Genomic DNA, 20,792 nt, shown 5'->3' with positions numbered 1-20,792 from the left:
AATCAGTCGGTCTCGTCGCGCTCGCGTCGTCGGCGGTTGCGCATCCGTTCTTGTCGTCTGCGGTTGTGTTTGGCTGCCAGTCGGGTGATCGGTCGGGTGGGTGGGGTTGGTGGTGGGGTCGGGGCGTCCGCCGGGGCCGCCGGTGCGCCGGGTGGGTTGGGTGTGGCGAATCCGATGCGGAGTAGGCCGGGGAACAACGGTTCCATGGTGTTGGGGTCACCATCGATGATCAGGCCTTCGGGGGTGGTGAACTCGGTGCGTAACCGGCCACACCGGTCGCGGTACTGGTCATCGACCCAGGTGCCGAACGTTTTGATGAGGTGGAAGAACCGGTCTTTGATGTTCAGATTCTCCGGCATGGTTTGCCCACCCGCGGCGGGGTGGGTGTGGTCGTATTCGGCGACATGCTCCACATCAGCCCCCGGAGCGAACGCCGCGGTGTCGTTGCCGGGCACCACGCTGTAGCCATCCCGAATCCGGATGTAGGTGTCCAGGGCGGTTGAGGGCCGGTACGGGTTCGACGGCAGATGCGCCGGCAGGGTGTAGGTGCCGTCCGGATTCCGCGGCGTGCCCGTGGGCACCAGAGGTTTGACCACCGCATCCGGACGCGCCGCCAACTCGCGGACGTGCTCATCGGAGATCACCCCGTGCCCGGCCATCCACCCCGCATGCGCGGCCTCACCGGTCAGGGTGGATTCGTCGCACACGACATGGATGACAATCTTCGCGTCCACCGGCGGCACCGTGGCCGGTTCCGGTATCTGGGCGGTGCAGTCCTCGCGCCCACACCGGCATTCGAACCGGGTTCCGGACAGCAACGCGAACATCGCATCCGAGGCGCGTTGCTGTGTGGTGCGCGGATCGTGCGCACAGGCCGCCGCAGCCAACGCGGTGACGGCGGCGGCGGCGATCCGCACATTCTCCGCCGCCATCGAGGCGGTGATCTGGCCCATGCCGTCGGGTTGAGGGGTGGTCCACATACGCCGCTGGGCCAGGGCGCGGCGGCGGTGTTCACGGACCGCGTCGGGGTCGTGGCGAAACACGATCCGATCGACCATGTCGCGCAGCCGTTCGGCCGACCACGCCCCGCGATGCAGGTCGAGTTCGGCGGCGATCTCGGCATCCACGTCGGGCATGGCGTCATGCCCGGCGAGGAGGTCGGTGCGGGCGATGATCGAGGCCACCCGCACCGGCGAGATCTGGCCGTGGCGCAGCCGTTCGGCCACCTGGGGGAGCCGATCACGCAGGGCCAGTGCCTCACGCACCAGCTGTTCGGCTGTCGTCTGGGACAGACTCAACGCCAACGCGATCCGGGCGGCGCAGTCGGCGAACCCGTCGACCACCAACAGATCGTCGGGGCGCGGCTGTTCACCGACCACACGCTGGTGTAGTTCGGCGGCCAGCTGATAGTTGTGCCAGGCCAGATACGCCACACCCCGCTGGGTGGCGGCCATCGACCCGAGCAGCTCGTTGGTGTCGGCGGCGCCGATCTGTTCGGCGTGCAGACCGCCGGTGAAGATCGGCGCCAGGTCGGGCCATGGGGAGGCCTCACCCCACCACGACGACAACGCCCAACCCGAACCCGAACCCGACACCACACAACACCTTTCAGAGAGATGGACACGGCGAAACCACACGTCCCACATATCTCTGAAAAGTGACCGACCCCCTACAGGGCCGATCCGGCATCACATCACTGCTTCGATTTCGCTGGTTGCCAATCTACGACATCGGTCCGACAAGAATGATCGACGCAGGTCAGGGCGGGTATCGGGGTCTCGATACGCATCCTCGCCTAGCGGCTCGGAGGCTACTCGACCAGCGAAACGGTGCCCTCGACCAGCGAAACGGCACCCCCCAGCGAAAAGGGGCGCGCCCGAATCAGCGAAACGGCACCCCCACCGGAAAAGGGCGTGCCCGAATCAGCGAAACGGCACCCCCACCGGAAAAAGGACGTGCCCGAATCGGCGACCCCCCCGGCGGAAAGGGGCACCCCGACCAGTCACGTGGGTGCCCTTACTGCTGCGTATCGAGATCGACCAGCCTGGGGAGTGACTGCCGGTACAGCCGCTACCCGAACCACCGCTCGAGCACCTGCGCGACTCCGTCGTCGTTGTTCCCGACGGTGATCTCGTCGGCGGCGGCGAGCGCAGCCGGGTGACCGTGACTCATGGCCACCCCGTGGTCGGCCCAGGTGAGCATCTCCACGTCGTTGGGCATGTCGCCGAATGCCACGGTCGCAGAAGCGGACAGACCCGCCACACCGATGATCTCCCGCAGCCCCGATGCCTTGTGGGTCTCTGGCACCGACAACTCGATCAACCCGTTGTCGGTGGAGAAGGTGATCTGGGCAAGGTCGCCGACGGCGTCCTTCAGCAGTGCAGCCATCTCGTCGCTGCGCATATCCGGTTGCCGGACAAGCAGTTTCACCGCCGGGTCGGTGTACACCTCGTCGTCACCGACCTCGATGTGGTCGGGGTTGAGCCAGGCGTGGCGGTACCCGGAGGTCGCGACGAACGGCGGGGTCGCGGCGTCGTAGGCCGACCGACCGGCCCGCTCGGCGGCAATGCCACACCCGGGTATCCGCTGGTAGGCGCGTTCCACGAGCTTCTCCAGCGTGGCCGGTTCCAGGGTCGCCGCGGAGATCACCCGATCATGTTCGACGTCGTAGAGGATGGCGCCGTTGGCGCAGACCGCATACCGGACACGCGCTGCCGTGCCGGTGAACTGGTCGGTGATCTCGGCGATCCAGCGCGGCGGACGTCCGGTGGCGAGCACGAACTCGGCTCCCGCGTCGACGGCCGCACCCAGCACGTCGATGGTGCGGCGCGACACCCGATTCTCGTCGTCGATGAGCGTTCCGTCCACGTCCGATGCGATCAGCGTCGGAGGGCCGAAACCTTCTGCTGTCGCCAATGATTCGCTCACCGGCGACCCTGCGCCTTCTGCGCACGAGCGGCTGCCTTCGCTGCTGCTTCGGCATCCTCGATCACATGCGCCTCCTCTGGCGTCGGTGCGGTTCCACCGAGCCGCGACGGTACCCAGAACGCCCCGGCCGGGTGCGGCCCGTACGCGTCCTGGACCTCCATCAGCAAGGTCGTCATCGCATCGCGCAGACGGTCGGTGGCTTCGTGCGGATCCTCGTCCGGACTCACGGTGAGATGCTCACCGTAGCGGACCGAGATCGGGATGTGGGCGCGTCCCATCTGACGCTTGCCGGTGGTGGTCTTCGTCCACTGCCGCTGCGCGCCCCACACGATGGCCGGCACGATCGGTACCGCCGCCTCCGCGGCCATTCGCACCGCGCCCGTCTTGAACTCCTTGAGCTCGAAGCTGCGACTGATCGTGGACTCCGGATAGACCGCGACGATCTCCCCGTCCACGAGCTCGCGCACCGCACTGCGATAGGCATCGGCGCCCGCCGACCGGTCCACCGGGACCGTCTTGGTGTGGTTGACCAGGAACCGCATGATCGCGACGTCCATCACCTCGGATTTGATCATGAACCGCGTGCGACGACCCGCCCGATACAGTCCGAGCGCCACCGGCAGGAAGTCGACGTAGCCGGTGTGGTTGACCGCCAGCACCGCACCACCCGTCCGCGGAATGTTCTCGAGTCCCGAGAACCGCAGGTCCACGGCCTGTGCCCGTGCCAAGCCGTGCGCGATGACCTCCAGGGTCCGGTAAACCGGTTCCATAGCGGCAAGAATATCTGCCCGCCGGCTCAGGAATTCCCCTCCTGGGCTTCCCGCTGCGCCCGCTTGGCCGCGCGCTCCGCCTGCTCCTCGGCATCCATCCGGTTGGCTTCCTCCAGCGTGGGGGCCGAGCCGCCCAGCCGCGCGGGCACCCAGTATTCGCCCTTCGGATGCTCCCCGTAGGCGTCCTGCAACTCGAGGAGTTTCGCGTTCATCGTCTCGTGCAGCTGTGCGGTGATCGCGTCGGGATCGCCCACCGGCTGGATCGGTTCGGCGACTCCGATCATGATCGTGACGTTGCTGCGGCCGAGATTCTTGGGATGCCCCTTGGTCCACACCCGCTGTGCTCCCCAGATCACCGTCGGGATGATCGGAGCACCGGATTCGAGTGCCATCCGCGCCGCACCGGACTTGAACGCCTTCAGCTCGAAACTACGACTGATCGTCGCCTCCGGGTACACGCCTACGAGTTCGCCCCGCTTGAGGTAGTCGACCGCGGCCCGGTAGCTCTCCGCGCCGGCACCCCGGTCCACCGGGATGTGCTTGAGCGACCGCATGATCGGTCCGGTGATCTTGTTGTCGAAGACCTCCTTCTTGGCCATGAAGCGCACCTTGCGCCGCCCCTGCAGGAACGCGGGGATGCCCGCATAGGTGAAGTCCAGGTAGCCGGTGTGATTGATGGCGATCACACCCGCACCGTCCTTGGGCACGTTCTTCACACCCGACACCTTGAATTTCAGTCCTTCGGCCAGCCACAACAGGCGTGCGGTGGTGATCACAGTGTCGTAGACGGGTTCCATGCGTCGAGCTTAGCGAGCGGGGAAGGCTGTCATCGGCGGCCGTTGCGACAATGACTGGGCGTGGAACCGAAACGATTCTTGAACGCGCGGCTGAAGTGGGCCGAGTCCACGAATCCCCACCGCGACGCCAGATAGCCGATCGTCTGGTGGGCGTATCGAGAATCCTCGAGATCCCTGCGGACGCCGTCGAGGCGCTGCGCCCACATCCATTCGGCGGGGGTGTGGGCCTCACCGGCGAACGCGCGATGGATCGACGACACCGACATGTGGAGCTGCTCTGCCAGAGACGCCACCGACAGATCCGGGTCATGCAGCCGGAACATGATCGCCTTCTTGATCCGCTCGAGCCGCTCGGTGCTCCCGAACCCACCGTCGTCGTCTCGCCCGGCGAGGTCGGTGAGCCCGGCGATCAACAGGTACTCGACGCTCCGCGCAACGGCCTCCGCCGAGGTCGGGCCCAGTTCCTCGTCGGTCATGATCGTGTCGATCATGTCGACCAGCAGGCGCCCCGCACCGCGTCGGCCGCTCACGGTCCGTGCGGTCAGATCGGCGGCGTCGTCGACGACGGTGCGCAACGACGCTCCCGGCAGCATCAGCACGAACTGGGCGAACTGGTCATCGAACAGCAGCTGATAGGGCCGGGTGGTGTCGTAGAGCGCGAAGTCACCGGGGTTCAGTGTCGCGGCACGGTCATCTTGGACGATCAGCCCGCAACCCCTGAGCTGCACGCTGACGAGGAAGAAATCGTCGGCCGCCCGCGAAATCCCCCGTGGTGTCCGGATGACGTGCTGGGGTGTCCCGCGCACGTGCGAGACGCCGAGTTGGGCCAGCGAGTGCGAGTCGATCTGGCCCTGCAGCGACCGACCGCCGTCGGGCGCCGTGCAGTCCAGCGACACGTACGTCTGACTGATCGCGTCGGTCCAGAAGTCGAGGCGATCGGCGACGTCGACATCGTCGGTGCGCACCGCGCTCGGTCGGGACGCGGGTGTGCTGTTCGCAATCATCACGTGCCTCGATCACTCGACGGATCGTGCCAGTATCCCGCCGCCCACGCCGGCCAGCAACCCGGATCGGGGGTGGCAGTTCCGGTATTCGAAACGTTGATCCGCGGCGGCCACCACTGCCACCTCGTGATTGAGACGCAGCCGCGCATCCGGCCCCAGCCGACCGAGATGGGACAGTGCGGCGGCGAAGATCCGTTGATGGGTCGGATGTGACCGGGCCCAGCGCTCCAGGTCGTCGAGCCCGCGCCACATGCTCAACCCGAACGTCTTCTCCGTCGGACCACCCGATTCGTCCAGAACGGTCATGTACCGGTTTGTCAGGCAACCGACCTCACGACCGCCGCGGCCGGCGAGGAAGTCCATGCCGGCACGTAGCGACGGTTCGACGTCCTCGAGGTACATCGCCCGCTCGCCGGCATCGGTGTCGGTCCAGTCCTGCCCGGATCGGATGAGGCAGAGATTGTCGAGACCCGCGACGTGTCGGACACCGTCGACCTCGTGCACCCGGAGGTCGACGCTCGAGCTTTCCAGCTGGTCTGTCTGGGCAGCCGGGATGCGGTCACGCATCCCGCCCCAATACCCGTGATCGGCGATCTCGTCACTGAGCCCGAGGGCGAGGTGGGCGACGCCGTCTCTCCGCGCCGTCGACGAGAAGAGTGTCTCGAAGCGATCGCTCGGGGGTCGTATGACCTCCAGGAAGAACCCGGCATCCGACGACCGTTCCAGCCGGACCCAATCGTCGCCGCCGGCGCACATCCACCGATCGTGAACACGGGGCTCGGACCAGTACGCGATCACGATCTCCTCGATATGGCCCTCGGGGTCGGTACGTGTCGCGCGGTCGATGTGTCCGGGGCCATCCGGCCCGGACACGAGCGAGTCGAGGGTCTCGACGGCGGCGATGACCGATGGCGGACGTGCACCTCGGTACTGGACACCGAGCACCGCCATCACCATCTGACCGAGCTCGGGCGCGAACCTGGCCGAATACGACGGATAGGGCGGCGCGAATCCGGCGGGCTGGTGTACCGGGCACGTCCGGCTCCGCCGCAGGTGCGCGGGTATCGCACTGTCGAGTCGCGGATCAGGCACTTTCGACCGCCTGCAGTTCCGGCATCACGTCGACCAGTCCGCTCCCCCGACGCTCCGGCACCGCGACACCGGCGGTCAGCACACGGTCACCGGGAGTCTTGTCGAGCCACAACCTGGTCACATCGGGACGCGAGTAGTGCCCGGCAGGGTCGGCCGCGGCCTTCGCGAGCGAGATCATGCCGAGGTCGATGTCGGCGAACAGGACTCCCTCGGCATCGGCGGCAAGCGGTTCGGCGATCGACTGGCCATCCGGTGCGAAGATCCGTGCGTGCCCGCCGCCGGCGGTCAACATCGCCCGCTTGGCCTCGTCGGTGCACAACAGGTCGATCATCTCGTCGGAGACCGTTGCACACGGTGCGACCACAAAGCACCCGCCCTCCACGGCATAGATCCGGCTCGCGGACGTGTTGACCTCGGCACCGAGTGCGTATGCGGCACCTTCGTACAGCGAGAAACTCGGCCAGGCGCCGACATGCACCTGCTCGTTCTGCGCGTACATCGCATATTTGGACAACGGCTGGAGGTGTTCCCAACAGCACAGGGCACCGAGTCGTCCGAGGTCGGTCTCGTAAACGCTCAGGTCCGACCCGTCTCCTTCGCCGAACACCGTCCTCTCGACGTGGGTCGGCTTGAGCTTGCGACGGGTGGCGACGGTCTGCCCGTCAGCTCCGATGATCCATTGGGCGATGTACAGACTGGCATCTCGCCGTTCACTCAAACCCATCACCACGGTGATGTCGTTGTCGCGCGCCGCGTCGGCCAGACGCTGCGCCTCGGCGCTGCCGTACTCCAGGGAGTTGTCGAAGTACCGCTGGGTGAACTGAAGGCTCCAGGCCGGCGCATCCAGCCAGATCTGCCACGGATAGCCGGGGAGGAACGTCTCCGGGAACGCGACCAATCGGGCACCACCGGCTGCGGCCTGCTCGATCAATCCGATGGATTTGTCGATGGTGGCGTCGAGGTCGAGGAATACGGGTGAGGCCTGGACCGCGCCGACGCGGTAGGCGGGATGACCGAGAGACATGGGATTTCCTTTCGATGGCCTGATCGGCTGCGACACCGAAACTAGCCCGAGAATTCGGCCCCGATTTGTCTGCGTGTGTCGCAAATCTTGACCGACAGTCGCAGCGGCGACGTCGGAAACACGCAGGTAACCCGCGGTAATTCAACCGATATCCGCGGACGGTCCCCCGCCCGCCTGATTCTCGGTTCGCCTGCCACCGGCGCTAGTGTGGTGGGGCGATTTGTCTCGGACCACCACCTGACCCGGTCCGAGCGTTCAGGAGGCGAGAAGTTGCAGATCACAAGCGTCGGACACGCCGGTTTCCACATCCAGACCAACGCCGGTTCGATCCTGTGCGATCCGTGGGTCAATCCCGCCTATTTCGCGTCGTGGGTGCCGTTCCCCGACAACTCGGAGCTGGACTGGAAGACGCTCGGCGACTGCGATTACCTCTACGTCTCGCACCTGCACCGCGATCACTTCGACGAGCGCAATCTGCGCGAGAACATCAACAAGGACGCCACGGTCCTGTTGCCGGACTACCCGGTGCCGGATCTCAAGCGCGAACTCGAGGCCCTCGGCTTCCACACCTTCGTCGAGACCACCGACTCGGTGAAGACCACCGTCACGGGCGACAAGGGTTCGCTCGAGGTGATGATCATCGCGCTGCGCGCACCGGCCGACGGCCCGATCGGCGACAGCGGTCTCGTCGTCTCCGACGGTGAGACCACATGCTTCAACATGAACGACGCCCGCCCGATCGACCTGGACGTGATCGGGGACGCGTTCGGGACCGTCGACGTCCATCTGCTGCAGTATTCGGGCGCCATCTGGTACCCGATGGTCTACGACATCCCACGCAAGTCGAAGGCGAACTTCGCGGCGCAGAAGCGCCAGCGTGGCATGGACCGGGCACGCTCCTACATCGAGCAGGTCGGTGCGAGCTGGGTGGTGCCGTCGGCGGGGCCGCCGATGTTCCTCGACGACGATCTGTTCGCCCTCAACGATTTCGGTTCCGGTGTCGCCGACGGCGAGAGCGCACGTCCCGGCGACGTCACATCGATCTTCCCCGACCAGGAGACGTTCCTGGAGCAGATGCGCATCCACGGCACCGACGACGGCGAGAAGCATCGCGGGCTGATGATGATCTCCGGCTCTGTCGCCGACTTCACCGGGTCCACGCTGAACGAGATCTCCCACCCGTATCCGCCCGGCGAGGTCTTCGGCGAGAACAAGCAGGCCTACCTGGAGAAGATGAAGGAGAAGTTCGCGCCGGTCATCGCCGCCGAGAAGGCCACCTGGGCGTCGGCCGACGGTGATCCGCTGCTGCCCGCGCTGAAGGAACTCTTCGAGCCGATCATGGCCCAGTCGGACCTCATCTGCGACGGCATCGGCTACCCGGTCGGACTCGTGCTGAGCGCCGGGAGCGGGCCGGCTGCGACCGGCGCCGAGACCGTCGTCCTCGACTTCCCCAACCGGATCGTTCGTGAGCCGAAGGAAGGAGAGGGCAAGTACCGCTACGGGTTCCGGATCGCGCCGGAGTTGGTGCGGACGGTGCTGCGCGACGACGAACCCGACTGGGTGAACACCATCTTCTTGTCCACCCGGTTCAGCACATGGCGCATCGGCGGCTACAACGAGTACCTCTACACCTTCTTCAAGTGCCTCACCGACGAGCGGATCGCCTACGCCGACGGCTGGTTCGCCGAGGCACATGACGATTCGGCATCGATCGAGAAGGACGGCTGGGAACTTCAGCGACGTTGCCCGCATCTGAAGGCGGACTTGTCTAAATTCGGTGTTATCGAGGGTGAGAAACTCACGTGCAATCTGCACGGCTGGCAGTGGGATCTGCCCACCGGGCGGTGCCTGACGTCCAAGGGACACGAACTACGGGCCGAGCGACTCGGACCCTGACCGCCGAAGAAGAACAAGACAACGAGTCATCCAGTGGCGCAACGCTCTTATCGGGGCCGTTCAGTGACCGAACGGCAGACCGACCGTCGGGATCGGTTCATGGCCGCGGCACTGGACGTGTTCGGGACCCAGGGGTATGTCCGCGGCACCGTCTCGGCGATCTGCGCGGCCGCGGGCCTGTCGCGACGCCAGTTCTACGAACTGTTCGACAGCCGGGAAGACCTGCTGCTCGCGGTCTACGACATGATCCACGCCGAGGCCCGCCGCGCCGTCATCGCTGCCTTCACCGCCGCCGACGATCCGGAACGCTCGATCGGGGATCGCACGCGACCGGCCGTCGCCGCGTTCTTCGATTCGGTGGCGACCGATCCCCGGCGCATGCGCATCGCGTTCGTGGAGGTCGGGGGTGTGAGCGCACGCGTGGAATCCCACCGCATGCAGACCCGCGAGGGGTGGACCGAGTTCTTCGCGACGGCGGCGGAAGAGTTCGTGGGTCTCGACGGCAACGGGTCCGACTACGGATTCGCCTACGAGGCCGCCGCGTTCATCGGCGCGCTGACCGAGGCGGGCCACCTCTGGGCGAGCAGCCAGCGCCGTCCCGACCGCGACACCGTCGTCGACATGCTCGTCACCATCCTGGTGGCGCTGGCCGCGCGACAGGCACCCCCGCCTGCCGGGTGAACCGGACGCCCGTCAGCCCTGCGGCACCGCCGGCGACGACGCCACCACGACGGCGCCGACGACCGCCGCGATGAACGCGATCACCGCGACGGGCTGCCACCCGGCCCGCGTGGTATCACCCAACAACGCGATGCCCACGGCGCCCGGCACCACCGTCTCCCCGACGACCAATGCGGCGGCCGCCCCGTTCACCGAACCGGTCTGCAACGCGACGGTGAAGAGGTAGAAGCCACCGGCGGCGCAGATCGCCACGGCGTAGGCGGCCGGGTCGCCGAGCAGATCCGACACCGAGAACGGGTCGAGGCCATGGACGATCCGCACCGCAACCGCCATCACGCCGAACAACACACCGCCGAGCAGTCCGGCGACGACCGCGATCCGAGCTCCCACCCACCTGATCAGTGCGAGTCCGCCGGCGAGCAACACCACGCCCACCAGCAGGACCGTCCAGTGCAGCCAAGCGCCGTCGTGGCCATGCCCTTCGTCGGCGGAGACGAGTCCCAGCACGGTCAGGGCGATCACCACCACCGCGACGGCGACGCGGTCGCGCGCGCGGAGGCGGATGCGCAGGAACACGGCGGCCAGCACGGCCGTCACCACGAGGTTCGCGGACACGATCGGTTGCGCCAGGAACAGGGGCAGCTCGCGTGCGGCCACGAGATTGCCCACGAACCCGAGGAGGTCGAGGGCCATACCCGTCAGGAACCAGACCGTGACCACTGCGGCCAGGGTCGATTGCATGGTCGGTGGCGACTCCGGCCCACCGGGATGCGTCTCCGGCTCGGCGACACTGTTCGCCCCGTACGCCTGCAACACCGATGCGGTGCCGTAGGCCAGCGCAGCGAGCACGGCCGCGAGGATGCCGATGATCATCGGATCAGTATCACCTGCGGCGGACACCGCTACTCCGCAATGGCGCCACGCCATCTGCGATAGCGTCAGACCGACACCTAGTGAAGCTGGCCAGGAGAAAGTCATGAAACCGACGGGTGGTGACCCTGCCGACTTTCTCGCCTCGGTGACCCCGGCCAAGCGCCGCCGGGACGCGGAGACAATGACGGCGCTCCTCCGCGACGTCACCGGCCACGAACCACAGCTGTGGGGATCGATCGTCGGCTTCGGTTCGTGCCATTACCGCTACCCCACCGGAACCGAGGGGGACTCGCCCATCATCGGGTTCGCGGCGCGGAAGAAGGCGACCACCGTCTACCTGCTCGACGGCTTCGACGCGCACGCCGACCAACTGGCCGCACTCGGGCCCCACGACACCGGGCGGGCATGCCTCTACCTCGCCGACGTCGACGCCACCGACAGGACGGTTCTCCTCGCCCTGCTCAGCCACTCCTATCGACGGATCCTCGAGAACACCATCGACGGCGTGGAGTTCACGATCACCGATTGACTTCCGTTTTGCCCGCCTCGGCCACCACCGCGGTGATCTGAGACGCACACCACAAATCGGCGGGTCGGGAACAACGGCCCTCGGGAACCGGTTGCCGGTGAACATGACTTGTCCCCCTCGATCAGCGGTCGTTCCATGCGAGAAGCCACGGTCACGCGACGAGGGTGGGGACCTCTGATGCGCCAGGGTCCCCTCGCCGGGCGCTATCCGGCCGTGGCCATCATGGTCACCTTCGCGCTCATCCCGTACCTGGCACTGTCGGCGGCGATCGAGCCCCTGATCCCGACGATCACCGGACAACTCGACATGTCCGCACAGGCGATGAGCCTCGCCACCGGTCTCGGCAATGCGGCCTATGCGGCCGGGACCGTCCTGGCGGTGCAACTGGCCCAACACCTCCCACAGCGACGCATGCTCCTTGTCTACGCGGTGGTGCTGGTGGTGGGCGCCGTACTGTCGGCCGGCGCCGTCAACGGCGCGATGCTCACCGTCGGCCTGATCTTCCTCGGTCTCGCGACGAGCATGCTGCTCATCGCCGCGGCGCCGTCGCTGACGATCGGCTTCCCGAAGAAGCAGTTGCGGCACACGGCGATGATCATGAACATGTGTGTCTTCGGGGCGGTCGCGATCGGCCCGTTCATCGGCGGTGTCCAGTCGGCGGGAAATGAATGGCGACCGCTGTTCTGGATCATCGCGGGAGTCGCGCTCCTCGCTCTCGTCATGGCGGTGCTGACCTTCGACGACGCTCCGCCGGCCGACCCGAGCGCGCCGCGCGATCTCCGTGCCATCGGCCTGGCCGCCGCCGGATGCGTACTCGCGTTCGTCGGTGCGTCGCAACTGACGAGTCACGCACTCACCGATGTCGCGGTGTTCGTCCCCATGCTGCTCGGCCTGGCTCTGATCGTCGGGCTGATCGTGTACCAGTTCCGCGCCCGTCGACCGCTGCTCACCGTGCGGGCGGTGCTGACCAGCTCCATCCCGGTGGCCGGCGTGGGTCTGGCATTGTTCGCGGCCGCGGCGTCGGTCGCCGCCACCGCCCTGACCGCCAACGCATTGATGCAGGACCTGAGCGCGTTCCGGGTCGGCTTGCTGTACCTGCCGGAACTCGGTGGCGCGATCGTGATGGCGGTGGTCTTCGGGATCGTCATCACCCGGCGCGCGATGCACTACCTCCCACTGGTGGGCATGGTGCTGCTGGCGGCCGGCATCCTGGTCTTCCAGCTCGCCCTTCCCGGCAACCAGCCACTGGTCCTGCTCGGTGCGTTGCTGACCGGCCTCGCGCTCGGTGCGACGGTGGCTCCTGCGCTGTTCGTGACCGGCTTCTCCCTGCAATCCAACAGCCTGCAGCGGGTGTTCGCGATCATCGAGCTCCTGCGCGCCGTGGCCGCGTTCCTGGTGGCGCCCATCCTGGCCCATATCGCATTGACGGCGGCCCCGGATCCCGCCGTCGGGACCGGTTACGCCCTCTGGATCGGATTCGGACTCGCCATCGCCGGTGCGGTGTTCGGTTTCGCGATCTACGCGTTCAGCGGTGCCCGGCCCCAGACCCCTGACCTCGATCGATTCCTCGACGGCGACGCACCGGCCTGGTATTCACCGCCCTTGCTGGCACGACTGCGCGGGACGAGTGCATCCGAACCCCACGTGGTCGCGCCGAGGACCGACCGCGCCGTGGCCGCGACGGCAGACACTGTTCGCGATCTCGGGTCGGCAGGACCGATCGTGTTCGCCTACGACGGCAGCGACCTCGCGAAGTCGGCGATCACCGCGACCGCCGATCTGGTCGCGCCCGGGCGCGACGCCGTGGTCGTCTGTGTCTGGCAACCCGCCGACGTCGGCTTCACCCCCGACGTCGGCGAACCGTTCGATGCCAACGACGCCCACCAGGTCGCTCAGGTCGCCGAGCGGACCGCCGCCCGGGGTGCGCGTCTGGCCGAGCAGGCCGGCTTCCGGGCGCGCGGTGTCACCGTCGAGTCCGCACCGATATGGCAGGGCATCGTGCGTGCCGCCCGTGATGCGGGTGCGCATGCCATCGTGATCGGGCCACATCGTCGCAGTGGTTTCATCGGGCACCTCCAGGGCAGCGTCTCAGCAGCCGTGGCGGCACACTCCGACATCCCGGTGCTCCTCGTGCCGGCGGTGGCCTGCGGTGACGTCGACAACACGGCCACCCTGGCCGATATGTCGCAAATGACCGAAACTGTCGGCCACCGAACGACATTCGCCACATCGTCGGTCGCCACGCAGCGAACAGACGCATAGGCGCGCCGCGACTCTCCGTCCAGGCTCCGATCTTCAGCGTCTTTTCAGGTCCGACACACCGCGCCTCACCTGCGCGGACACCGGACGATCAGCCGGGTGGGCGGCATCCGCTCGGCCCGGGGACCCGTCGACGTCGGTTTCAGCGCCTACGGTGGAGAGAGCGGGACCCTGGGGAAACCGCGCCAGGTCGGGACTCGGAAGAAGGTCGGGAACACCACACGGTCGGGAACACAACAAGGAGGCATGACATGAAGAGATCAGCTCGATTCACCGCCACCCTGCTCGCCGCCTCGGGCCTTGCCGTCGCCGGAACAACGCTGTCGGCAGCCACCGCACCCGCGGCCGAACCCGCCTCGCTCAGCATCAAGGGCGACCTGGAACTGACGCCGACGCTGCACCTGTTGCGTATCGACGCCACCGGCAATCGGACCGGCAACGGCCAGACCTCGGGTGACTACAAGGCCACCGTGCTCAACGGCAGCGATCCGACACCGATCGAGGTCTCCGGGCCGATCACCTGCATCTACGTCAAGGGTGACACCGCCTCACTGGTGTATCCGATCAGCGACATCAAGCCGCTCGGCCTGCCCGCCCAGTTCAAGGATGTCGCGGCCGTCCAGATCACCGTCCGCAAGGGCATGAACGGCAAGAGCGACATGGTGGGTGTCAATGGACCGATGATGACGAGCAGCTTCCAGGGATGCTCGCCGACGGCCACCCCGTTCGCCTTCTCGGGTGACATCACGACCACACCTGCACAGCCCTGATCCGGGGCGACCGGTTCACCGCGGCGGAGCGATCTCCCTCGGCGGATGCCCGTAGCCGGCCGGAAGATTGACGGCGTCGGCCGATTCCACCGCGGTGACCGCACCGGAGGACGCCATCACGACTCCGCCGGCGACCGCCGCGACGAACGCGATCAGCGCGACCGGACCCCACCCGGCGCGGGTGAGATCGCCCAGCACGAGAATGCCGACGGCTCCGGGCAGGACGGTCTGGCCCACCACGAGGGCCGCGGCCGCACCGTTGACCGATCCGGTCTGCAGCGCCACCGTGAACAGGTAGAAGCCGCCGATTCCGCTGAACAACAACGCATACAGGGCCGGGTCGGTGAACAGCGCACCGACGTCGAACGGCCCGAGACCGTCGACGATCCGGGACGCGATCGCCATGCAGCCGAACACCGCGCCGGCCATCAATCCGGTGGCGGCGGCGATGTGCTTGTGCAGCATGCGCATACACAGCAGGCCGAGCCCGAAGAGGATCGGTCCGGCGACCAGCACGGCCCAGTGCATCCACCGCTCGTTCTCCGTGCCCTCGCGCCCGGCCGAAACGGCGAGCAGCACAAGCGACCCCACCACCACCGAACCCGCGATCCAGTCGCGCATCGTGAGTGAGACCTTGAGGACCACCATCGCCAGCAACGCGGTCGCGACCAGTCGCGCCGAGATGATGGTCTGCGAGAGGAACAGCGGGATCAGGCGCGCCGAGAGGATCGTCGACACGAATCCCACGATGTCGAAGACGAATCCGATGAGGAACGGGACCGTGAGCATCGTCGCGAGGGTCGACCGCAGTGAAGGATGCGCCTTCGACGACAGCCGGCGTTCCTCACGGACGGCTGCGCGCTGGGCCACCTGATCGGCGCCCAACGCCTGCAATACCGCCGCGGCGGCGAACGAGAAGGACCCGATCACCGCGACGATGATCCCCGCGGTCATGGCCGGCGCCGGCTCACTGCGGGGTGAGGCGTTCGGTGCCGACGTACCGGGCGAGCTCCGGTGGGAGTAGGACCGAGCCGTCCGGTTGCTGATGGTTCTCGAGGATCGCGACCAGCCAGCGCGTGGTCGCCAGTGTGCCGTTGAGCGTCGCCGCGACCTGCGGTTTGCCGTTCTCGTCCCGATAGCGGATGGCAAGTCGGCGCGCCTGGAACGTGGTGCAGTTGGATGTCGACGTCAGCTCACGGTAGGTGTTCTGCGTGGGCACCCAGGCCTCGCAGTCGAACTTGCGCGACGCCGACGATCCGAGATCGCCTCCGGCGACATCGATCACCCGGTAGGGCACGTCGATCGCGGCGAGCATCTCCTTCTCCCAGGCGAGAAGCTTCTGGTGCTCGGTCTCGGCGTCCTCGGGTTTGCAGTAGATGAAACCCTCGACCTTGTCGAACTGATGGACGCGGATGATGCCGCGGGTGTCCTTGCCGTAGCTGCCGGCCTCACGCCGGAAGCAGCTCGACCAACCCGCGTAGCGCTTGGGTCCGGCGGACAGATCGAGGATCTCGTCGGAGTGATAGCCGGCCAGTGGCACCTCGGACGTCCCGACAAGGTACAGGTCGTCGTCGGCCAGGTGATAGATCTCGTCGGAGTGCGCGCCCAGGAAGCCGGTCCCGGCCATGATCTCCGGCCGGACCAGCACGGGCGGGACCATCAGCGTGAAGCCGTTGGCGACGGCCTTCTGCGCGGCCATGTTGAGCAACCCCAGCTGCAGCAGGGCCCCCTGACCGGTGAGGAAGTAGAACCGCGAGCCGGAGACCTTGGCGCCGCGTTCCATGTCGATCAGGCCGAGCGCCTCGCCGAGCTCCAGATGGTCTTTGGGGTTCTCGATCTCACGCGGCTCACCGACGTGCTCGAGAACGATGTAGTCGTCCTCACCGCCCGCCGGCGCGCCCTCGGCGACGACATTGGAGATCGCGCGGTGTGCCTCGGCGGCCGCGGCGTCGGCGTCGTGCTGGCGTGCGACGGCGGCCTTCACCTGCTCGGCGAGTTCCTTGCCCTTGGCCAGCAATGCCGTCTTCTCGTCGCCCTGCGCTTTGCCGACCTGCTTGCCGAGCGCCTTCTGCTCGGACCGCAACGCGTCGGCGTCGACGATGGCTGCGCGGCGTGCCGCGTCGGCGTCGAGCAGCGCGTCGACCAGGCCGGGATCCTCACCTCGGGTTCGCTGCGACTGGCGCACGAGGTCGGGGTTCTCACGAAGAATCTTGAGGTCGATCACGTCTGAAACCCTACTGGAGGCGCTCAGGCCCGGGTTCGACCCGCTCGTCGCCGGCCGGCTCGCCGTCGGGCTGCCAGAACCGCACGTAGTCGGCGCGCCCGAACATCTGGGCGGCGGCGTGCGCGGTCGGGGCCCCCGCATACGGATCGGCGCCGGCCCGCACCAGGGCCGCGACCACCTCGTCGTGGCCCTTGAACACGGCGCCGGCCAGCGGCGTCTGGCCTTTGTCGTTGGCGACGTCGGGGGCGGCACCGTGGGCGAGCAGCACCGCGACCGTGGGTGCCGAACCGTGGTACGCGGCCAGCATCAGCAACGAGTCCCCGGCCTGGTTCCGCAGGTCGACCGGCACCCCGGCATCGAGGTAGGCACCGAGGGTCTCCGCGTCTCCGGCGCGGGCCATGTCGAAGAGTCGGCCGGCGAGTTCGGCGATGTCGTCGGGTACGGCCGGGTCGGCGCCTGCGCGGTCGTCGGGGGTCTGCGGGGTCACCACCGCCATCCTAGTGACCTCTCGCCCGCCGGCGAGGTACTCAGCCCGGCCGACAGCAGGCATGATGGATCCCGATGAACGCCGACGACGACACCCCACCGCCCGGGGCCGACGACGACTGGGTGAACGTGCCAGCCGACACCGATGGCGCAGGTGCCGACAGTGACGGCACCGACAGTGACAGCACCGGCAGCGACAGCACCGGCAGCGACAGCACCGAGAGCGACCCGACCGCACACGACACCGTCCCACCGGATGCAGAACCCACGGACGCCGACGGACACGGCGACGAGGGGTCGAGACAGCGCGGCTGGCGCAGTTCGCTCCTGGCCAACCCGGTTCGTCTGATGCTGTCGGCCGTCGTCATCGGAGCCATCGTCGCCGGGGCGGTCGCCCTGGCCATGGGTGTCTTCAACGACAGCGGCAGCGTCGGCGGCACCGACATCGGTGAGAACGAGCGGCTGGCCGAGAACGCCTTCACCCAGTCGGTGCGCGGCGACTGCCTCGACTGGCCGGCCGGCGATCCGGGCAATCCGACCAAGGTCGCGTGCGACGCCACACACCGCTTCGAGGTGGCCGGCCCGCTGGACACGTCGCTGCTGCCGGGCTCGGAGTTCGGTGAGAGCGCGGTCTGGCCCGGTACCGAGCGTTTCGCCGCCATCCGCGACGAGCAGTGCCCGGTCATCGTCGACGGCTACCTCGACGGCCGGCTCGACCCGCAGGGCCGATTCTCGGTCGGGATGATGTACCCGTCGCAGGTGCAATGGGACAAGGGCGCCCGCGAGTTGCGCTGCGGCCTGCAACAGACCGGCAAGGACGGGACGGCCGACCAGTTCGTCGGGCGGGTCGCCGAGCAGGATCAGTCGTTCCAGTGGCCACCCGGCACCTGCATCGGGATCGATCCGGCGACCAAGAAACCGACCGGTATCACCGTGAACTGCACCGAGGCGCATGCGTTCCAGACCACCGGCACGGTGGTGCTCGCCCCACGCTTCGGCAACGCGGTGTCGGGCAAGCCGTGGCCCGGTGTCGAGGCACAGAACGACTACCTGAGATCGATCTGCCCGGTCCAGGCCACACGCTTCGTCGGCGGCAAGGACAAGCTGGACGCCACCACACTGAACGTGCAGTGGTCGGTGCTGTCGGAGCCGAGTTGGCTGGCGGGCAGTCGCACCGTCGTCTGCTATCTGGGTCTGCCCGACGGTGGCGGCTTCGCCACGCTCGTCGGCGATGCCCGCTCCACCCTGCTGATCAACGGCAAGCTGCCCATCCCGCCGCCCCAGGCGCCGCCGGGTCGTGCGCTGCCCACCCCGGTCCCGCTGCCGCCGGGAGTCCAGCCGAATCCGGAAGAGGTGCCGGCACCGGCCGGGTGACGTGATGGCCGTGCGCATGTCCGACGAGGATTTCGACGGGCTGGTGTCCGACGCGCTCGACACCATCCCGTCCGAGCTGACCGACAACATGTCGAATGTGGTGATCCTGGTGGAGCCCCACAACCCCGAGGAGCCCTCGATCCTCGGCCTCTACCACGGTGTGGCACTGACGATGCGCGATCACGAGTACGGCGGTTTCCTGCCCGACACCATCACCATCTATCGCGAACCGATCCTGGCCATGTGCCACACGCGCGATCAGGTCGTCCACGAGGTCGCGGTGACCGTGATCCACGAGATCGCACACCACTTCGGGATCAGCGACGACTGGCTGCACGCCAACGGGTGGGGCTGACGGGTCAGCCCATCGGGTCGGTGACCAGCGGCTCATCGATGCGCGGGCCGAACGGGCCGGTGACCGCGCCCCACCGGTGCAGCCGCCACAGTCCGTCGACGTACTCCAGTTCGATGGAGCCCGTGTTGCGCAGGTGGGTGCCCGCAGCGAACGACGGGTCGACGCCGGCCAGCCGGGCCGCGATCAACCGGATCGCTGCGCCATGGCTCACCACGTAGACGTCGCGCTCGCTTCCGCCGACGAGGTGACGGCCGGTCAGGTCCTCGATCACCGGCAGATACCGGTCATAGACCATCGCCAGCGACTCCCCGCCCGGGATGCGTGCCTCCAGATCACCGTTGTGCCACCGCTCGACGACGTCCTTGAACACGCCGTGCGCGTCGTCGTCGGACCGATCCTCGAGCTCGCCGACCTGCACCTCGTGAATCCCCTCGACGACCTCGAGATCCACATCCCAGACCGACCCGATGAGCTCCGCGGTCTGCTGGGCGCGACGGGCCATCGAACTCACCAGCGCCACCTCGCCGCGCGGCGGATTCTCCAGACCGAATCGAACACCCTGGCGCACACCGAAATCCGTGAGCGCCGCACCGGGCAGTGCCGTGTCGAGCCGCCGCATCACATTCGAGGTGGTCTCACCGTGGCGGACCAGATGAAGACGCGCCACTAGTCGACCTCCCCCCGCCGCAGCCGGGCGAACCACTCGACGCTCTCCGACGTGTCCGGCGGACGCGCACCCGTACCGCGGTGGGTCGGCCACGATCCGAGATAGACCACCCGCTCGCACCGCCGGTGCAGCGCACGCAGGGCCTCCCCCACGGCGTCGTCATCGATATGCCCGACCGCATCGAGGTAGAAGCGGTACGACCCGGGGACGTCGCGGCGGGGCCGCGATTCGATTCGGGTGAGATCGATTCCACGCGAGGCGAATTCATCCATCGCAGTCATCAGGCTGCCCGGCACGTTCGGGAGATCGAGGATCACCGAGGTGCGGTCCGAGCCGGTGGCGGCCGGCGGCGCACCGGGGGCGCCGAGGAGCAGAAAACGGGTGTATGCGTCGTCGACGTCGGCGACACCGTCGGCGAGGACCGTGAGTCCGGAGAGCTCCGCTGCGAGCGAGGTCGTCACCGCGGCGTCGGCGCGGCCCTCGGCGACGTCGGCAGCGGCCGCCGCGTTGGACGCCGCGGTGACGAGTTGCGCATTGGGATAGAGCTTCTCGACGGATTCGCGTACCTGCGCCGCCGCCACCGGATAGGCCGCGACGGTACGCACCTCGGTCGCCGCCATCGCAGTCCGCGCGCCGATCGTGAACGCGACGTCGAGGATCACCTCCGCGAACACCTGCACGCGTCCCGCGGTCCCCGGCCCGGGCGGGACCAGGCCGTCGGCAGTGGCGGGGACGGCACCCTCCACGGAGCTCTCGATCGGGACACAGCCGAAGTCCGCCCTGCCGCTGCGCACCATGGCGATGGTCGCGGCCGGACTGCCGGCCGCGATCTTCTCGACGTCACCCACCGGCCGCGGCGCACTCTGCGCGGGCAGGCGGGTCGCCAACAGTTCGTCGAGGGCGATCTCGGTGAAGGTCCCCGAAGGACCGAAATAGGCGAACACAGACACGACAGAATCCTAGTCGAGCGCGCGGTGCGCACAGTCCGGGTCAGGATCGGTGCGGTTCGAAGTATTGACGCACTCGGACATGCCACTTAGGTTAGGGTTACCTTCATTGCACA

20 protein-coding genes are annotated in these 20,792 nt (G+C 67.6%); 7 read left to right on the top strand and 13 right to left on the bottom strand.

What is annotated here, in order from left to right; genetic code table 11:
• Positions 1 to 2 precede the first annotated feature (2 nt).
• From ACVT6V_RS04635 to ACVT6V_RS04605, 7 genes are all read right to left on the bottom strand, one after another.
• A complete protein-coding gene (locus ACVT6V_RS04635) occupies positions 3 to 1,595 on the bottom strand; it encodes a DUF222 domain-containing protein (protein WP_489898642.1) in 1,593 nt (530 codons plus the stop codon).
• 475 nt (positions 1,596 to 2,070) lie between these two features.
• Positions 2,071 to 2,928, bottom strand: a complete 858-nt coding sequence (locus ACVT6V_RS04630; RefSeq protein WP_489898641.1) for an HAD family hydrolase — start codon at positions 2,926 to 2,928, stop codon at positions 2,071 to 2,073.
• The gene (locus ACVT6V_RS04625; RefSeq protein ID WP_489898640.1) at positions 2,925 to 3,698 is read right to left on the bottom strand and encodes a lysophospholipid acyltransferase family protein; all 774 of its coding nucleotides are present in this window, start codon (positions 3,696 to 3,698) and stop codon (positions 2,925 to 2,927) included. Before ACVT6V_RS04625 ends, ACVT6V_RS04630 begins: the two co-directional genes overlap by 4 nt.
• 26 nt (positions 3,699 to 3,724) lie before the next feature.
• Complete coding sequence (locus tag ACVT6V_RS04620) at positions 3,725 to 4,495, bottom strand: lysophospholipid acyltransferase family protein (RefSeq protein WP_489898639.1); 771 nt, start codon at positions 4,493 to 4,495, stop codon at positions 3,725 to 3,727.
• A gap of 29 nt (positions 4,496 to 4,524) precedes the next feature.
• Positions 4,525 to 5,499: an AraC-like ligand-binding domain-containing protein gene (locus tag ACVT6V_RS04615; RefSeq protein ID WP_489898638.1), complete on the bottom strand. Its 975-nt coding sequence runs from the start codon at positions 5,497 to 5,499 to the stop codon at positions 4,525 to 4,527.
• A gap of 12 nt (positions 5,500 to 5,511) precedes the next feature.
• Complete coding sequence (locus ACVT6V_RS04610; RefSeq protein ID WP_489898637.1) at positions 5,512 to 6,591, bottom strand: phenylacetaldoxime dehydratase family protein; 1,080 nt, start codon at positions 6,589 to 6,591, stop codon at positions 5,512 to 5,514.
• A complete protein-coding gene (locus tag ACVT6V_RS04605; protein WP_489898636.1) occupies positions 6,584 to 7,615 on the bottom strand; it encodes a carbon-nitrogen hydrolase family protein in 1,032 nt (343 codons plus the stop codon). Before ACVT6V_RS04605 ends, ACVT6V_RS04610 begins: the two co-directional genes overlap by 8 nt.
• A 270-nt stretch (positions 7,616 to 7,885) precedes the next feature.
• Between ACVT6V_RS04605 and ACVT6V_RS04600 the strand changes: the two genes are divergently transcribed.
• Positions 7,886 to 9,511: a Rieske 2Fe-2S domain-containing protein gene (locus ACVT6V_RS04600; protein WP_489898635.1), complete on the top strand. Its 1,626-nt coding sequence runs from the start codon at positions 7,886 to 7,888 to the stop codon at positions 9,509 to 9,511.
• 99 nt (positions 9,512 to 9,610) lie between these two features.
• Entirely contained in the window at positions 9,611 to 10,192 is a 582-nt protein-coding gene (locus ACVT6V_RS04595) for a TetR/AcrR family transcriptional regulator (protein ID WP_489898634.1), read from the top strand.
• A 12-nt stretch (positions 10,193 to 10,204) separates the two neighbouring features.
• Here ACVT6V_RS04595 and ACVT6V_RS04590 read toward each other — a convergent pair whose 3' ends face one another.
• On the bottom strand, positions 10,205 to 11,065 hold the full coding sequence (locus ACVT6V_RS04590; RefSeq protein ID WP_489898633.1) for a DMT family transporter: 861 nt from the start codon (positions 11,063 to 11,065) through the stop codon (positions 10,205 to 10,207).
• Between the two features lie 103 nt (positions 11,066 to 11,168).
• Here ACVT6V_RS04590 and ACVT6V_RS04585 point away from each other — a divergent pair, with 103 nt between their 5' ends.
• The 3 genes from ACVT6V_RS04585 to ACVT6V_RS04575 all read left to right on the top strand — a co-directional run bounded on the left by ACVT6V_RS04585 (position 11,169) and on the right by ACVT6V_RS04575 (position 14,623).
• Positions 11,169 to 11,594: a DUF1801 domain-containing protein gene (locus ACVT6V_RS04585; protein ID WP_489898632.1), complete on the top strand. Its 426-nt coding sequence runs from the start codon at positions 11,169 to 11,171 to the stop codon at positions 11,592 to 11,594.
• A gap of 177 nt (positions 11,595 to 11,771) precedes the next feature.
• The gene (locus ACVT6V_RS04580) at positions 11,772 to 13,856 is read left to right on the top strand and encodes an MFS transporter (protein WP_489898631.1); all 2,085 of its coding nucleotides are present in this window, start codon (positions 11,772 to 11,774) and stop codon (positions 13,854 to 13,856) included.
• Positions 13,857 to 14,104: 248 nt separating this feature from the next.
• A complete protein-coding gene (locus ACVT6V_RS04575; RefSeq protein ID WP_489898630.1) occupies positions 14,105 to 14,623 on the top strand; it encodes a hypothetical protein in 519 nt (172 codons plus the stop codon).
• A gap of 15 nt (positions 14,624 to 14,638) precedes the next feature.
• Here the strand turns inward: ACVT6V_RS04575 and ACVT6V_RS04570 are convergent, their stop codons facing one another.
• The 3 genes from ACVT6V_RS04570 to ACVT6V_RS04560 are packed head-to-tail and all read right to left on the bottom strand — an operon-like array spanning position 14,639 to position 17,343.
• Positions 14,639 to 15,577, bottom strand: coding sequence for an EamA/RhaT family transporter (locus tag ACVT6V_RS04570; RefSeq protein WP_489898629.1), 939 nt, complete (start codon positions 15,575 to 15,577; stop codon positions 14,639 to 14,641).
• 13 nt (positions 15,578 to 15,590) lie between these two features.
• Positions 15,591 to 16,847, bottom strand: coding sequence for a serine--tRNA ligase (gene serS, locus ACVT6V_RS04565; RefSeq protein WP_489898628.1), 1,257 nt, complete (start codon positions 16,845 to 16,847; stop codon positions 15,591 to 15,593).
• 10 nt (positions 16,848 to 16,857) lie between these two features.
• Positions 16,858 to 17,343: an ankyrin repeat domain-containing protein gene (locus tag ACVT6V_RS04560; protein ID WP_489898627.1), complete on the bottom strand. Its 486-nt coding sequence runs from the start codon at positions 17,341 to 17,343 to the stop codon at positions 16,858 to 16,860.
• 65 nt (positions 17,344 to 17,408) lie between these two features.
• Between ACVT6V_RS04560 and ACVT6V_RS04555 the strand changes: the two genes are divergently transcribed.
• Both ACVT6V_RS04555 and ACVT6V_RS04550 read left to right on the top strand, forming a co-directional pair.
• Positions 17,409 to 18,707, top strand: a complete 1,299-nt coding sequence (locus ACVT6V_RS04555) for a septum formation family protein (RefSeq protein WP_489898626.1) — start codon at positions 17,409 to 17,411, stop codon at positions 18,705 to 18,707.
• Positions 18,708 to 18,711: 4 nt separating this feature from the next.
• Positions 18,712 to 19,062, top strand: a complete 351-nt coding sequence (locus ACVT6V_RS04550; protein WP_489898625.1) for a metallopeptidase family protein — start codon at positions 18,712 to 18,714, stop codon at positions 19,060 to 19,062.
• Between the two features lie 4 nt (positions 19,063 to 19,066).
• On the opposite strand, the gene ACVT6V_RS04545 is transcribed toward ACVT6V_RS04550, so the two are convergent.
• The gene (locus ACVT6V_RS04545; RefSeq protein WP_489898624.1) at positions 19,067 to 19,729 is read right to left on the bottom strand and encodes a histidine phosphatase family protein; all 663 of its coding nucleotides are present in this window, start codon (positions 19,727 to 19,729) and stop codon (positions 19,067 to 19,069) included.
• Complete coding sequence (gene pheA, locus ACVT6V_RS04540) at positions 19,729 to 20,679, bottom strand: prephenate dehydratase (RefSeq protein WP_489898623.1); 951 nt, start codon at positions 20,677 to 20,679, stop codon at positions 19,729 to 19,731. Before pheA ends, ACVT6V_RS04545 begins: the two co-directional genes overlap by 1 nt.
• Positions 20,680 to 20,792: the final 113 nt, after the last annotated feature.

It is taken from the genome of Gordonia sp. LMA167 (assembly GCF_058130025.1).
The sequence above is the reverse complement of the archived record's forward strand: the minus strand, read 5'-3'. Positions and strand labels throughout refer to the sequence as shown.

Coding starts and splice junctions, on each gene's coding strand:
- ACVT6V_RS04625 (WP_489898640.1), bottom strand. CDS start 3,698: ATGGAACCGGTTTACCGGACCCTGGAGGTCATCGCGCACGGCTTGGCA.
- ACVT6V_RS04620 (WP_489898639.1), bottom strand. CDS start 4,495: ATGGAACCCGTCTACGACACTGTGATCACCACCGCACGCCTGTTGTGG.
- ACVT6V_RS04615 (WP_489898638.1), bottom strand. CDS start 5,499: ATGATTGCGAACAGCACACCCGCGTCCCGACCGAGCGCGGTGCGCACC.
- ACVT6V_RS04605 (WP_489898636.1), bottom strand. CDS start 7,615: ATGTCTCTCGGTCATCCCGCCTACCGCGTCGGCGCGGTCCAGGCCTCA.
- ACVT6V_RS04595 (WP_489898634.1), top strand. CDS start 9,611: ATGGCCGCGGCACTGGACGTGTTCGGGACCCAGGGGTATGTCCGCGGC.
- ACVT6V_RS04590 (WP_489898633.1), bottom strand. CDS start 11,065: ATGATCATCGGCATCCTCGCGGCCGTGCTCGCTGCGCTGGCCTACGGC.
- ACVT6V_RS04585 (WP_489898632.1), top strand. CDS start 11,169: ATGAAACCGACGGGTGGTGACCCTGCCGACTTTCTCGCCTCGGTGACC.
- ACVT6V_RS04580 (WP_489898631.1), top strand. CDS start 11,772: ATGCGCCAGGGTCCCCTCGCCGGGCGCTATCCGGCCGTGGCCATCATG.
- ACVT6V_RS04575 (WP_489898630.1), top strand. CDS start 14,105: ATGAAGAGATCAGCTCGATTCACCGCCACCCTGCTCGCCGCCTCGGGC.
- ACVT6V_RS04570 (WP_489898629.1), bottom strand. CDS start 15,577: ATGACCGCGGGGATCATCGTCGCGGTGATCGGGTCCTTCTCGTTCGCC.
- ACVT6V_RS04560 (WP_489898627.1), bottom strand. CDS start 17,343: ATGGCGGTGGTGACCCCGCAGACCCCCGACGACCGCGCAGGCGCCGAC.
- ACVT6V_RS04555 (WP_489898626.1), top strand. CDS start 17,409: ATGAACGCCGACGACGACACCCCACCGCCCGGGGCCGACGACGACTGG.
- ACVT6V_RS04550 (WP_489898625.1), top strand. CDS start 18,712: ATGGCCGTGCGCATGTCCGACGAGGATTTCGACGGGCTGGTGTCCGAC.